At 70.8% G+C, this 13382-nt stretch carries 12 protein-coding genes; 8 read left to right on the forward strand and 4 right to left on the reverse strand.

Annotated features, from left to right (window positions below; all coding sequences use genetic code 11):
• A partial coding sequence (locus VF289_RS09790) for a hypothetical protein (RefSeq protein WP_330883530.1) occupies positions 1–231 on the reverse strand: 231 nt, incomplete at its 3' end.
• Positions 232–595: 364 nt separating this feature from the next.
• Here VF289_RS09790 and VF289_RS09795 point away from each other — a divergent pair.
• Genes VF289_RS09795 through VF289_RS09810 form a run of 4 tightly spaced genes read left to right on the forward strand, consistent with a single transcriptional unit; the run spans position 596 to position 4897 of the window.
• A complete protein-coding gene (locus tag VF289_RS09795; RefSeq protein WP_330883532.1) occupies positions 596–1852 on the forward strand; it encodes a Gfo/Idh/MocA family oxidoreductase in 1257 nt (418 codons plus the stop codon).
• The gene (locus VF289_RS09800) at positions 1849–2640 is read left to right on the forward strand and encodes a ThuA domain-containing protein (RefSeq protein ID WP_330883534.1); all 792 of its coding nucleotides are present in this window, start codon (positions 1849–1851) and stop codon (positions 2638–2640) included. Before VF289_RS09795 ends, VF289_RS09800 begins: the two co-directional genes overlap by 4 nt.
• Entirely contained in the window at positions 2637–3719 is a 1083-nt protein-coding gene (locus VF289_RS09805; RefSeq protein ID WP_330883535.1) for a Gfo/Idh/MocA family oxidoreductase, read from the forward strand. The genes VF289_RS09800 and VF289_RS09805 overlap by 4 nt, the downstream gene beginning before the upstream one ends.
• A gap of 20 nt (positions 3720–3739) precedes the next feature.
• A complete protein-coding gene (locus VF289_RS09810; protein ID WP_330883537.1) occupies positions 3740–4897 on the forward strand; it encodes a Gfo/Idh/MocA family oxidoreductase in 1158 nt (385 codons plus the stop codon).
• Positions 4898–4949: 52 nt separating this feature from the next.
• Here VF289_RS09810 and VF289_RS09815 read toward each other — a convergent pair whose 3' ends face one another.
• Both VF289_RS09815 and VF289_RS09820 read right to left on the reverse strand, forming a co-directional pair.
• Positions 4950–6521, reverse strand: a complete 1572-nt coding sequence (locus VF289_RS09815) for an aspartate:alanine exchanger family transporter (protein WP_330883539.1) — start codon at positions 6519–6521, stop codon at positions 4950–4952.
• 278 nt (positions 6522–6799) lie between these two features.
• Entirely contained in the window at positions 6800–7495 is a 696-nt protein-coding gene (locus tag VF289_RS09820) for a maleylpyruvate isomerase N-terminal domain-containing protein (RefSeq protein ID WP_330883541.1), read from the reverse strand.
• Positions 7496–7800: 305 nt separating this feature from the next.
• On the opposite strand from VF289_RS09820, the gene VF289_RS09825 reads away from it, so the two are divergent.
• From VF289_RS09825 to VF289_RS09840, 4 genes are all read left to right on the forward strand, one after another.
• On the forward strand, positions 7801–8886 hold the full coding sequence (locus VF289_RS09825) for a Gfo/Idh/MocA family oxidoreductase (protein ID WP_330883542.1): 1086 nt from the start codon (positions 7801–7803) through the stop codon (positions 8884–8886).
• 301 nt (positions 8887–9187) lie between these two features.
• Positions 9188–10504 (forward strand): extracellular solute-binding protein, encoded by a 1317-nt coding sequence (locus tag VF289_RS09830; RefSeq protein WP_330883543.1) that lies wholly within the window; start codon positions 9188–9190, stop codon positions 10502–10504.
• Positions 10501–11454, forward strand: coding sequence for a sugar ABC transporter permease (locus VF289_RS09835; protein ID WP_330883545.1), 954 nt, complete (start codon positions 10501–10503; stop codon positions 11452–11454). The genes VF289_RS09830 and VF289_RS09835 overlap by 4 nt, the downstream gene beginning before the upstream one ends.
• Position 11455: 1 nt before the next feature.
• Positions 11456–12286: a carbohydrate ABC transporter permease gene (locus VF289_RS09840; protein WP_330883548.1), complete on the forward strand. Its 831-nt coding sequence runs from the start codon at positions 11456–11458 to the stop codon at positions 12284–12286.
• Between the two features lie 166 nt (positions 12287–12452).
• Here VF289_RS09840 and VF289_RS09845 read toward each other — a convergent pair whose 3' ends face one another.
• Positions 12453–13313, reverse strand: a complete 861-nt coding sequence (locus VF289_RS09845) for a sugar phosphate isomerase/epimerase family protein (RefSeq protein WP_330883550.1) — start codon at positions 13311–13313, stop codon at positions 12453–12455.
• Positions 13314–13382 lie beyond the last annotated feature (69 nt).

Raw genomic sequence — 13382 nt, forward strand, 5'->3', positions numbered from 1 at the left:
GTAGGGGCGGGTGAGATGGCCCAGCCCTCCCTCGACCGCCGCCTCGAAGGGGTCGCGCCCCGCCTCGAAGGTCGACTGCATGGGGGCGAAGCCCTCGGCGTCGCCGAGGGTGGGCCGCTTCCAGTAGCTGCCGAGCTGGGCGGCCTTCTCCTCGAGGGTCAGTGCGGCCAGGAGGGCGTCGACGCGCTCTTCGGTGCCGCGGCTCCGGTCGTTCCACAGGGGAAGGTTCATGATGCTCCTTCGCTCGTCACGGGACGATCGCGCACGACAGGCCGGCGACGACGCCGGTCTCGTCCGCCGCGGCGCGCGCCTCGGAGGCAGTTCAGTCGAAGTTTAGCAATCTTTTCGATCGCTTTCGGTGGCGTGAGCGTACGACAGGTGGGATCATGCGGTCAACAGATCAAGTTCGATAGGCTTGGCCTCGGAGTCGCACCTCCGTGCGGCTCACGTCGGGAAAGCGCTCGACGACCAGTCGACCTGCTGAGCGAGGATGCCGCCCCTCCAGTGCCGTGGGACGGATGCACACCCTCCCCTGACCACCGACCACACCCCCGACATCGTTCGAAACTTTTACACAGGAGCAGTGCTTCCCACGATGACCACGACGCACGCACCCACCGACGCCCTGCGCGTCGGCATGATCGGCTACGGCTTCATGGGCGCCGCCCATTCCCATGCCTGGCGCACCGCCCACCGCTTCTTCGACCTGCCGCTCACCCCGCAGCTGCACACCCTCGCCGGGCGCACCGAGAGCACTCTCGCCGCGGCCGCGGAGCGCTACGGATTCGCCTCGTACACCACCCGCTGGCAGGACGTGGTCGAGGATCCCGAGATCGACGTGATCGACATCTGCACCCCGGGCGACACCCACTACGAGATCGCGATGGCCGCGCTCGCGGCCGGGAAGCACGTGCTGTGCGAGAAGCCGCTGGCGAACTCCGTGGAGCAGTCCGAGGAGATGACCGCGGCCGCCGCGGCCGCCCGCGCCCAGGGCGCTCGATCGCTCTGCGGCTTCTCCTACCGCCGCACCCCCGCGCTCGCCTACGCGCGCCAGCTGGTCGCGGAGGGGGCGGTGGGCGAGATCCGTCAGATCCGCGCCCAGTACCTGCAGGACTGGCTCTCCGACGCCGACGCCCCCATGACCTGGCGCCTGGACAAGGACAAGGCCGGCTCCGGTGCGCTCGGCGACATCGGGGCCCACATCATCGACCTCGCCCAGTGGATCTCCGGGCAGGACATCGCCTCCGTCTCCGGCACCTTGGAGACCGTGGTGCCCACCCGCCCGGCGGCCGGCGACATGCAGGGCCTGGGCGGCAAGGGGGACACCTCCGGCGAGCGCCAGGACGTGACGGTCGACGACGTCGCCCTGTTCACCGCGCGCTTCGAGACCGGTGTGCTGGGCTCCTTCGAGGCCACCCGCATGGCGCAGGGGCGCAAGAACGCGATGCGCGTGGAGATCAACGGCTCCGCCGGGTCTCTCGCCTTCGACTTCGAGCGGATGAACGAGCTGGAGATCTACGACGCGACCGCTCCCGGCGGCCGCCAGGGCTTCACCCGCGTGCTGACCACCGAGCCCGAGCACCCCTACGCCGCCGCCTGGTGGCCCACCGGGCACGGCCTGGGCTACGAGCACACCTTCACCCACCAGATCGCCGATCTCGTCACGGCGATCGGGGAGGGCACCGACCCCTCTCCCTCCTTCGAGGAGGCGCTGCAGGTCCAGCGCGTGCTCGCCGCGGTCGAGGCCAGTGCGGCCGACGGCAGCAGCTGGACGAGCACCGCCCCCGACGCGCCCTCCGGCACGACCTCAGGCACGACCACGCAGTCCACCACCCAGGAGCACACCCGATGACCGAGCAGTCCCCCGCCCCCGCCGGTGACGGCACCGCACCCCGCATCTGCCTCGTCGTCCGCGGCGGATGGGACGGCCACCAGCCGATCGAGGCCACCGACCTGTTCATCCCGTTCCTCGAGGAGAACGGCTTCTCGGTGCGGATCGAGGACTCGCCGGCGATCTACGCCGACGCCGAGTACATGGCCACGGTGGACCTGATCGTCCAGTGCAACACCATGAACACCATCGAGCGCCCCCAGTTCGAGGGCCTGCGCGCCGCGATCGAGGCGGGCACCGGCATGGCCGGCTGGCACGGCGGCATCGCTGATTCCTACCGCAACGAATCCGACTACCTCACCCTGATCGGCGGCCAGTTCGGCTGCCACCCGGGCAAGCACCCGGACGAGCGCAAGGGCGAGCAGGCGGACAACTACGTCCCCTACACGGTGAACATGCTGCCGGCCGCCGCCTCGCACTGCATCACCGAGGGCATCACCGACTTCGACCTGGTCACCGAGCAGTACTGGGTCCTCGCGGACGACTACTGCGACGTCCTCGCGACCACCACCCAGAAGGTGCGCGAGTGGGATCCGTGGCACCGAGAGATCACCTCGCCGGCGCTGTGGACCCGCCAGTGGGGAAAGGGGCGCATCTTCGTCTCCACCCCCGGCCACCGCGTCGAGGTCCTCGAGGACCCGAACGTCCGCACCGTGATCGAGCGCGGAATGCTCTGGGCCGCGCGCGGATCCGACCAGCCCTACGGCGACCACGGCCGCCCCGCAGTGAAGAAGGAGTCCTCCCTGTGAAGATCGGAATGATCGGATGCGGAGTCATCTCGCAGCAGTACCTGAAGAGCTTCGACCTGCTGCCTGACGTGCAGCTGGTGGCCGTCGCCGATCTGGATCCCGCACGCGCCGCCGCGGCGGCCGAGGGCCGTGAGGGCGTGCGCGCCCTGACCGTCGACGAGCTCATCGCCGACCCCGAGGTGGACACCGTCCTGAACCTCACGATCCCCGCGGCGCATGCCGAGGTGGATCTGACGGCGATCGCGGCGGGCAAGAACGTCTACTCCGAGAAGCCCTTCGCGGTCACGACCGAGGAGGGTGCCGAGGTGCTCGCCGCCGCGCAGGCCGCGGGCGTGCTCGTCGGCTCCGCGCCGGACACCGTGCTGGGCACCGGCACCCAGACCGCCCGCGCGGCGATCGACGAGGGCGTGATCGGCACGCCCACCGCGGCGATGGCGACGATGGTCTGCCCCGGCCACGAGCGCTGGCACCCGCACCCGGACTTCTACTACGTGCCCGGCGGCGGTCCGCTGCTGGACATGGGGCCGTACTACATCCATGCCCTGGTCACGCTGCTGGGCCCGATCACCTCGGTGATCGGTGCGGCCAGCCGCCCCCACGAGGAGCGCACCATCGGCTCGGGCCCGCGTGCCGGGGAGAAGATCCCCGTCAGCACGGACACGCACGTCACGGGCGTGCTGGTGCACGAGTCCGGGGTGCTCTCCACCCTGGTGATGAGCTTCGACGCGGTCGCCACCTCGGCGCATCCGATCGAGGTCCACGGCACCGAGGGCACCCTCGCGGTCCCCGATCCCAACCACTTCTCCGGAGAGGTGTCCGTGCGGCGCCTGGGCGGTGAGGGCTGGGAGGCGCTGCCGGTGACCGGCGGCTACGAGGAGGCCGGGCGCGGCGTCGGCCTGCAGGACATGGCCGTGCGCGGTGCGGAGCTGCGGGCCAGCGGCGAGCTCGGCCAGCACGTGCTCGAGGTGATGAACGCGGTGCTGGAGTCCGCCCACAGCGGCTCCCGGATCGAGATCGCGAGCCATGTGTCCCGCCCGGCGGCAGTTCCCGTGACCACCCACCCCGCCCCCGTCGGCTGACCCACCGGAAGGCGCTGCGCATGCTGTCCATCGGAATCATCGGCACCGGGAGCATCTCGCGGGCCCACCTCACCGCCTATCTCGCGTTCCCGGACGAGGTGCGGATCGTGGGCCTGGCGGACATCGAGCCCGGCAAGGCAGAGGCCACCCGCACCGAGTTCGGCCTGACCGAAGCGCGGGTGCACGACTCGGCGACCGCTCTGCTCGCGGCCGAAGACCTGGACCTGGTCTCGATCGCGACCCCTCCCGGCACGCACTGCGCGCTGAGCGTCGAGGCGCTCGAGGCCGGGGTGCACGTGATCGTGGAGAAGCCGATGGCACCCTCGCTCGAGGAGTGCGATCGGATGCTCGAGGCGCAGCGTCGCTCCGGCAGGCTCCTCTCCGTCGTCGCGCAGAACCGCTTCCGCGACGACATGGCCCGGCTGAAGGCCGTGCTGGAGAGCGGGCGGATCGGCCGCATCGCCCACGCCCGCATCGCCTCGGCGTGGTGGCGGGGACGGGCCTACTACGACCTGTGGTGGCGCGGGACCTGGGAGTCGGAGGGCGGCGGCCCCACCCTGAACCACGCCATCCATCATCTCGACCTCGCACTGTGGCTGCTGGGCCGGCCCCAGGCGGTCACCGCGATGATGACCAACGCGGGGCACGACAACGCCGAGGTCGAGGACCTGTCGGTGGCGATCCTGCAGTACGAGCGCGGTCTGGCCGAGCTGACCAGCTCGGTCGTCCACCACGGCGAGCAGCAGGAGATCGTGGTCCAGGGCGAGCACGCCCGCGTCTCCCAGCCCTGGCAGGTGGTCGCCGAGACCGCCCGCCGCAACGGCTTCCCCGAGACCGGTGGGGACCAGGAGCTGGTCCGCGAGCTCGACGCCCTCGCCGCCGCCGAGCCGCCGCTGACGCACGCCGGTCACACCGGCCAGATCGGCGACGTGCTCGCGGCGCTGCGTGAGCAGCGTGCCCCGCTGATCGACGGCCAGGCGGGGAAGGACGCGATCGAGCTGGTGACCGCGATCTATGCCGCGGCGATCGAGCGGCGCACGATCGATCTGCCGATCCGGCCCGAGGATCCCTGGTACCGCGCCGGCACGCTCGTCCAGCGGGCCCCGCACTTCTTCGAGAAGACCGGTTCCGTGCGCTCGCAGGAGGGCGAGACCATCATCGGCGCGACGCACGCCTGACGCGGCCGACGCCCCCCGGGGCCGACGGGCCACCCCGTCGGCCCCGGAGGCGTCAGAGCGTCCAGATCACCGGCACCAGCAGGATCTTCACCACGATCGAGAAGGCGAAGAGCGTGGCGTAGGCGGCCTCGATGCGGTCGTCGGCCTGTCGGGAGTTGGCCGCCTCGAGCACGGCGGGCTGGCCGAGGAAGCCGGCCACGGCGCCGGCGGCGCGCGGGGCGGAGAGGTCCAGCACCCAGCGCCCCGCGATCACCAGCGCGAGACAGCTCAGCGCGGCGACGACCGCGGAGAGCACGGCCGCGCGCCAGGCATCCGGGGTGGCGAGCATCGCGGCGACGGCGGGTCCGGCGGTGAGGCCCAGCCCGGCGAGGAAGAGCAGCAGCCCCAGCTGGCGCAGGGTGCGGTTCGCGCTGCCCGGCAGCGCCCACACCACGGGCCCGGTGCGGCGCAGGGCGCCCAGCACCATGCCCACCAGCAGCGGGCCCGCGGCGGGACCCAGCGAGAAGGTGCCGCCGCCGGGCATCGGCAGGGTGACAAGGCCCAGCGCGAAACCGAGCACGAGCCCGAGGCCCAGCGAGAGCACGTCCAGCTCACCGGCCTTGCGATCCGAGTCGCCGAGGAAGGTGTGCACGGCATCGAGCCGGGTGCGGTCCACGACCACGGCGATCCGGTCCCCGGGCTCGAGCACGAGGTCGTCGCGGGCCAGCAGCTCGAGGTCACCGCGCCGCACGCGGGTGACCACGGCGCCGAAGCGCACCGGCAGGTTCAGCTCCGCGATGGAGCGGGAGGCGAGATCGGGGTTGGAGACGGTGAGCCGGGTGAACTCCACCAGCGAGCGGTCGTGGGCGATGTGGCGATCGCTGGTCCCGCCGAGCTCGGCGGTCACGGCCCGGACGTGCTCGGGCATGCCGACGGCGACCACCTCGTCCCCGGCCAGGAGGTCCTCCCCCGGCACGATCACCCGCACCCTGCCCTCGCGGCGCAGGTAGGAGAAGCGCACCAGCTGCTGATGCCACTGGGGGACGTCCCGCAGGTTCACCGTGCGGTGCACCGTCACCGTGGTCGAGGCCAGAGCGGTGCCTGCCAGGGCCGGGGTGTCCTTCCGCCCGGGCCAGGCACGGGTGACGATGCTGGAGACCAGCACGATCCCGACGATCACCCCGATCGGATACCCGAAGGCGTAGCCGACCGACGGGCCGGAGGTGCCGGTGAGGCGGGAGGCCGCATCGAGCGCCGGAGCGGCGGTGAGCGCGCCGGTGAACAGCCCCAGGGAGAGGTCACGGGCCAGGCCCAGCACCTGCCCGAGCACGAGCGTCGCGACCGCGGCCAGGAGCGTGCTGAGGGTGGCGGCGGCGAGCAGTGGCAGCTGGCGGTTCAGGGACCCGAAGAAGGCGGCGCCGGCGGAGATCCCGACGGTGTAGACGAACAGGGCCAGCCCCAGGGACTGCACGATCTCCATGCCGGCCCCGAGGTGCGGGGCGAGGGCGGAGAGGGCGAGGCCGGTGAACAGGGCACCGGCCGCGCCGAGCCGGATCCGGCCGAAGGGGATCGCGCCCAGCAGCGCGCCGGTCGCGACGACCAGGAACAGCGTGAGGAGCGGGCTCCCCTCGAGGACGTCGATCACGGTGAACCTTTCCCGTGCCCGCGGCGGAGCACCGGGCCAGGGGCTGCGTGCGCGGGCACCGCAGTGTGGAGTGGCCTCCACGATAGACCCGGCCCGCCGCCCCCGGGCAGTCGAGTTGTGCGAGGTCACGACCGCGGAGAGACGCCTCGGTGCGCGGCCGACGGAGCCGGGCCGGCAGAGCCCGGTCGGCAGAGCCCGGTCGGCAGAGCCCGGTCGGCGGAGCCCGGGCGACGGAGCCCGGCCGGCGGAGCCCGGCCCGCGACCGCAGGCGGCAGCGCTCAGCGGAAGGACAGCGGCAGCATCTCTCCGCGCGGGCCGAGGGAGTCCAGCTCCGCCTGTTCGGCCTCCGTGGCGGGGCGGCGGCCGGTCGCGATGCGCAGCGCGGCGGCGTCGTCCCAGGTGGTGGGCAGTCGCAGGCGCAGTCGTCGCTCGAGCATGTCCCGTGCAGCGGCGAGGGACTCCGCGGGCGGGCCGTCCGTGGGCGCATGCTCCGACGAGGCACCGTCGGCCGGATCCAGGTGGGCGATCAGGTCCAGGTGGTGCAGCGTCCACTCGAGCACATGGGCGTCGAGGTAGTCGCGCACGGTGAGGGTCATGCCCTGGGTGGCGACGGGCAGCTCCGGATGGGCCAGCAGTGCCGCGCGACCTGCGGCGGCGCCGACGTCCTCGAGATGGCCCCGCAGCAGGTCGGGCTCCTCGTACGCCCCGGCGAGGCGCACGGTGAGCGCGTCCAGGGGGTCGGTCCCCTCGGGCGGGGTGGGGCGTGGGGTCCAGTAGCTGAGGGCATCCGCGGTGGGGGCCGTCTCCGCCGGGGTGGACAGGGTGATCAGCACGTCCTGCGCGTCGATGATCAGGTGGCACAGCAGATCCCGCACCAGCCAGCCGCGGCAGCCGGAGGGACGGGACAGCGCGTGATCGGCAAGGCCGGTCGCGGCGGTGCGCAGCGCCGTCCAGCTGAGGGTGAAGAGGTCCACCCGGGCACGGTAGCAATCGGTGCCCGCCGCCGGAACGGATGCTGGACGGCGCCGCGCACGCTGCCGAGACCTGGCAACATCCGGCATACCCCCTCCGTCGGCGGCGTGGTGCAGGACACTGCTGTGCAGTGCGCCGAGGGAATCCGGGTGCCCAGCCCGCGACGGTGCGGCCGCGACCAGCGGCAGCAGCGTCGCCGCTCCGCCCTCCTCGCACCGTGCCGACGCAGTTCCCGGTGCGTCGTTGTTCACCGTTCACCTCGATCGTTCACCCTGATCATCCGCGATCACCCGTTGAAAGGACCCCCATGGCCGTCTCCGAAGGAGCCAACTACGCCCCGGACTCGATGCCGAAGCCGGTCGTCGAGCCCGGAGAGTTCGTCTTCGCCGCGATGCATCTCGACCACGGCCACATCGGCGGGATGACCCAGGGGCTGCTCGATGCGGGCGGCACCCTGAAGTGGGTCTACGACACCCAGCCCGAGCGCGCCGCCGCGTTCATGGAGCAGTTCCCGCAGGTCGAGATCGCGACCAGCGAGGAGCAGGTGCTCTCCGATCCCGCAGTGCACCTGGTCGCGGCCGCCGCCGTGCCCGTGGACCGCGCACCGCTGGGCATCCGCGTGATGGAGGCCGGCAAGGATTACTTCACCGACAAGACCCCGCTGATCACCCGTCAGCAGCTCGACGAGGCGAAGGCCGCCGTGGAGCGCACCGGCAAGAAGTACATGGTCTATTACTCCGAGCGGATCCACGTCGAGGCCGCGGTGCTGGCCGGCCAGCTCATCGAGCGCGGCGCGATCGGCAAGGTCCTGCAGGTCCAGGGCATGGGCCCGCACCGCATGGGCGATCCCGCCACCCGCCCGGACTGGTTCTTCGAGCGTGCCCGCTACGGCGGCATCCTTACCGACATCGGCAGCCACAACTTCGAGCAGATGCTCACCTTCACCGGCTCCGACGACGCGGAGATCCTCTCGAGCTCGATCGGCAACTTCGGCAACCCCGAGCACCCCGAGCTCGACGACTACGGCGATGCCCACATCGCGCTGTCCTCCGGGGCGACGGGCTTCGTGCGCGTGGACTGGTTCACGCCGAAGGGCCTGCGCACCTGGGGCGACGGGCGCACGTTCATCCTCGGCACCGAGGGCTACATCGAGCTGCGCAAGTACGTCGATGTCACGACCGACAACGGCGGCGGCCAGGTGATCCTGGTCGACGGCGAGGGCGAGCACCGCATCAACGCGACCGGCGAGGTGGGCTACCCCTTCTTCGGCGAGCTGATCCTCGACGTCCTGCACCGCACCGAGAACGCCATGACCCAGGCCCACGCCTTCAAGGCGGTGGAGCTCGCTGTCGTCGCGCAGGAGCAGGCGAGGGAGCTCACCGGTCGCGCCTGAGCGCCCGCACCCGCGACCCCCGGGTCGCACCCCCACACCCCCGATTCCCGCCAGTCAGGCGGGAGTCGGGGGTTCTTCATTGCCGTGACGCCGAAAGTTTAGGTTCACATCTCCCCGTGTCGCGAGTGCCACACCTCACCCTTCGTGCAGTGATGCCGCACGTCGTCAGGTATCGCAGCACCCAGCAGCCCAGGAGGCGCCCCCGCTTGACCGCGCGTAGGACGAGTGCTTAACTTACTCTCATCGACATAGTTTCCGAAATCTTTCCGCTACATGTCGGTCCGTGATCCAGGAGGCAGCAATGATGCAACCCACCCGTCGTGCCACTCTCGCAGGCCTCGGCCTGACGATCCCCGCCCTCGCCGGCCTGAGCGCCTGCGGCGGCGGCACCCAGCCCAGCGGAGGCGCGGGCTCGTCGTCGAGCCTTTCCGTCTGGGCTCTCACCGGCGCGAAGCAGGACACCTACCAGGCCTCCTTCGACGCCTGGGACGAGGCCAACCCCGACAACACCTTCGCCGTGGAGTTCTTCGCCAACGACTCCTACAAGGAGAAGATCCGCACCGCCGTCGGCTCCGGGAACGCCCCCACCCTGGTGTTCAACTGGGCCGGAGGCACCCTGGCCGACTACGTCGCCAGCGAGGCGGTCGTGGATCTGAGCGGCAAGGTCGACGACGTGCTCTCGCGCACCATCGAGTCGATCGGCGCGGTCGGCCAGATCGACGGCGCCCAGTACGGGGTCCCTAACAACGACACCCAGCCGGTGATCCTCTACTACAACACCGCTCTGTTCGAGGAGCACTCGGTCACCCCGCCCACCACCTGGGACGAGCTGATGACCGCGGTGGAGACCTTCTCCGCCGCCGGCATCACCCCGATCTCGCTGGCGGGCCAGAGCGTGTGGCCCGAGCTGATGTACATCCAGTACCTCACCGACCGCATCGGCGGTGAGGGCGTGTTCCAGAAGATCGTCGCCGGTGACGCGGAGGCGTGGTCCGATCCCGCGATCACCTCCGCGCTCGAGTCGATCATCGAGCTGAAGGACGCCGGCGCCTTCGGCGAGGCCTTCGGATCGGTCGCGGCCGACGCCGGCGCGGACGCCGCGCTGGTCCACACCGGGCAGGCCGCGATGCTGCTGCAGGGCAGCTGGGTCTACGGCACCTTCAAGCAGGATGCCCCTGACTTCGTGGCCGAGGGGAACCTCGGGTTCCTGAACTTCCCGGCGATCGACGGCGGCAGCGGCGATCCGGCCAACGTGGCCGGCAACCCCGCCAACTACTGGTCCGTCTCCGCAGCCGCCGAGCCCGAGGTCCAGGAGCTGGCGATCACGTACCTCAACGAGTTCAACCTCAACGAGGACATGGTCGACAACTTCCTGGCCATGGGCGCGATCCCGGCCGTTGCCGGGCTCGAGGATTCCTTCGCCGGCCTGGACGACGAGGAGTTCCTCGCCTTCGCCTACGACATGGTGCTGGGCGCTCCGCACTTCCAGCTGTCCTGGGACCAGGCCCTCGCCCCGGCCGCCGCGCAGGAGCTGCTGAACAACCTCTCCCGGATCTTCCTCGGCGAGCTGCAGCCGGAGGACTTCGTCAGCGCGATGAACGCGACCCTGTCCGCATGACCTCCAGCACCTCACCCCCTCTCGTCAACGGTGCTGCAGGCCCCGCGCCGGAGGTGCGCTCACCCCGCCGCCGCTCGCGCCTGAAGACGGAACCGAGCAACTGGCTGCTGCTGCCGGCGCTGAGCTTCTTCGGAGTCTTCGCGCTGCTGCCGCTGGCGGGCGTGGTGCTGCTGTCCTTCTTCGCCTGGGACGGGCTGGGCACGCCGCAGTTCGCCGGCCTCACCGCCTGGTTCCAGGTGTTCCAGGACCCGGTGACCCTCAACGCCATGTGGCTGACGCTGCTGATGACGGCGCTGAGCTTTGCGGTGCAGTTCCCGCTGAGCCTGCTGCTGGGCACGTTCATGGCCGGCCACCAGCGCTACCGCGAGGCCTTCTCGGTGCTGTACTTCCTGCCGCTGCTGTTCTCCGCGGCGGCCACCGGCATCGCGTTCAAGGCGCTGCTGGATCCCAACTTCGGCATCTCCCGGGCCTTCGGGCTGGACTTCCTGCGCCAGGACTGGCTGGGCTCGCCCACCTTCGCCTTCTACACCCTGATCATGGTGATCTCGTGGTCCTTCGTGCCCTTCCACTCGCTGCTGTACCAGGCGGGCGTGCGGCAGATCCCGACCTCGATGTACGAGGCGGCCACGCTCGACGGCGCCGGACGGGTGCGGCAGTTCTTCAACGTCACCCTGCCGCAGCTGAAGTACACGATCGTCACCAGCTCCACCCTGATGCTGGTGGGTTCGCTGACCTACTTCGACCTGGTGTTCATCCTGACCGGCGGCGGGCCCGGCAACTCCACCCGCATCCTGCCGCTGGACATGTACCTCACCGGGTTCCGCTCCTACCAGATGGGTCCGGCCAGCGTGATCGCCGTGATCCTGGTGGCCGTGGGCCTGACCCTGTCGCTGGCTCTGAACCGCATCTCCGGGTCCGACCGCATGGAGAGCCAGATGGAGGGCGCCTGAGATGAGCACGAGAACCCACCGTTCCCCCAACGTCGTCGGCGGCCTGCTGGGCTTCGCCTGGCTGCTGGTCATCCTGGTGCCGATCTACTACATCGTCGTCACCAGCGTGCGCCCGCGCGAGGACTACTTCTCCTCGAATCCGCTGTCGCTGCCCTCGGAGTTCACGCTCGAGCCGTTCCGCTACGTGCTGGAGAACGACTTCCTGCGCTACTTCGCGAACTCCGTGTTCGTCACGGTGATCACCGTGCTGGCCGTGGTGACCGCGTCGCTGCTGGCCTCGTACGTGATCGTGCGCTCCCGCACCCGCCTGGCACGCTTCAGCCAGAAGCTGTTCCTGATGGGGATCGCGATCCCGCTGCAGGCCACGATCATCCCGATCTACTACCTGATCGTGCAGCTGGGGCTCTACGACACCCTGTGGGCGCTGATCCTGCCCTCGATCGCCTTCGCCATCCCGATCACGGTGCTGATCCTGACGAACTTCCTGCGGGACATCCCGGGGGAGCTGTACGAGTCGATGACCGTCGACGGCGCGAGCGACTGGCAGATGTTCCGCTCCCTGGTGCTGCCGCTGGCGAAGCCGGCCGTGGTGACCGTGGGCATCTATGACGCGCTGCAGGTGTGGAACGGGTTCCTGTTCCCGCTGGTGCTCACCCAGAGCTCCGAGATGCGCGTGCTGCCCCTGTCGCTGTGGGCCTACCAGGGTGAGTTCACGGTGAACATCCCGGCCGTGCTGGCTGCGGTCATGCTCTCCGCACTGCCGATCCTGGTGCTGTACATCGCCGGCCGACGCCAGCTGATCAGCGGACTGACGGCGGGCTTCAGCAAGTAGGGCTCGTCTGTGTGCCGGCCGTCTGCGTGCCGGCGCACCGGCCTCGCTCCGTCGACGACGCCCGGGCCTCTCCGGTGGAGAGGCCCGGGCGTCGTCTGTCGGGTCAGGGTGGTTCGCGTGGGCCCGGCGGGCCGGGGCATCCCGCCGCCGGCCCACCAGCCCGACCTCAGGCCTTCGCCGGCCCCGCGACCTCGAGCGAGCGGTCCAGCAGGCCGGAGATCTCCTCGAGCACCTCGTCCACCGGGCGCTCGGCCAGGGACTTCATGAAGGGCTCGACCTTCACCGGGCCGGTGTATCCCGCGGCGCCCACGGCGCCCATGAACCCCTCGAGATCGATGACCCCGGTGGCGAAGGGGAGCCGACGGTCGAGGTCCTGCTGCTCGTCGCGCTCGCGATCGTCGCGCGCGTCGTTGACGTCGACCGAGACGATGTCGGCATCGGTGAGACCGGCCAGGTCGTCGGCATCCTCCCCGGCGGTGTACCAGTGGTAGCTGTCCAGGATCAGGCCCACGTTGGAGGCACCCGATTCGGCGATCAGCTCGCGCGCCTCGCGCAGCGAGTGGATGAACGGGAAGCGCTCCGTGGACCAGAAGGTCTTCGGGCCGATGTACTCCAGGCCCAGGCGGATCCCGGCGTCCTCGAGCAGTCCGGCGACCAGGGAGAGCCGTCCCAGGTGCAGCCGCCAGTTCTGGCGGTGGTCGAGCACGTCGTGCATGGGACGGACCCAGGTGCCCATGCGGGTCACGCCCGCGGCGCTGAGCAGGTCCAGGCTCTCGGGCAGGTCCACGAGCGCCTGGCGGAACTCGGCCGGGGTGCCGTCCAGCGGCACGGGCAGGCCGGCCATGCCCCACTGCAGCCCCTTCTCGCGGACGGCGGCGGCGTGCTCGCGCGTCCCCTCGAGGCCGAGGGTGCGGAAGTGGCCGAGATCCGGGTCCACGCCGCCGAAGCCGTGGCGGGCGGCGAGGTCGACGGCGGTGGGGTGATCCAGCGACAGGCCGAGGGCGCCGGGCGAGAGGGTCGAGAACATGGGTGCTCCTTCTTCGGGTGGGTTCAGCGGTGGGTGGGGGCGAGCGGACTGGATTCGAGGGAGAGCGGG

This window comes from Brachybacterium sp. (genome assembly GCF_036379615.1).
GTDB lineage: Bacteria > Actinomycetota > Actinomycetes > Actinomycetales > Dermabacteraceae > Brachybacterium.

Excerpts from the sequence above, each read along its gene's own strand:
- VF289_RS09795 (WP_330883532.1), top strand. The coding sequence starts at position 596 with ATGACCACGACGCACGCACCCACCGACGCCCTGCGCGTCGGCATGATC.
- VF289_RS09800 (WP_330883534.1), top strand. The coding sequence starts at position 1,849 with ATGACCGAGCAGTCCCCCGCCCCCGCCGGTGACGGCACCGCACCCCGC.
- VF289_RS09810 (WP_330883537.1), top strand. The coding sequence starts at position 3,740 with ATGCTGTCCATCGGAATCATCGGCACCGGGAGCATCTCGCGGGCCCAC.
- VF289_RS09825 (WP_330883542.1), top strand. The coding sequence starts at position 7,801 with ATGGCCGTCTCCGAAGGAGCCAACTACGCCCCGGACTCGATGCCGAAG.
- VF289_RS09830 (WP_330883543.1), top strand. The coding sequence starts at position 9,188 with ATGATGCAACCCACCCGTCGTGCCACTCTCGCAGGCCTCGGCCTGACG.
- VF289_RS09835 (WP_330883545.1), top strand. The coding sequence starts at position 10,501 with ATGACCTCCAGCACCTCACCCCCTCTCGTCAACGGTGCTGCAGGCCCC.
- VF289_RS09840 (WP_330883548.1), top strand. The coding sequence starts at position 11,456 with ATGAGCACGAGAACCCACCGTTCCCCCAACGTCGTCGGCGGCCTGCTG.
- VF289_RS09845 (WP_330883550.1), bottom strand. The coding sequence starts at position 13,313 with ATGTTCTCGACCCTCTCGCCCGGCGCCCTCGGCCTGTCGCTGGATCAC.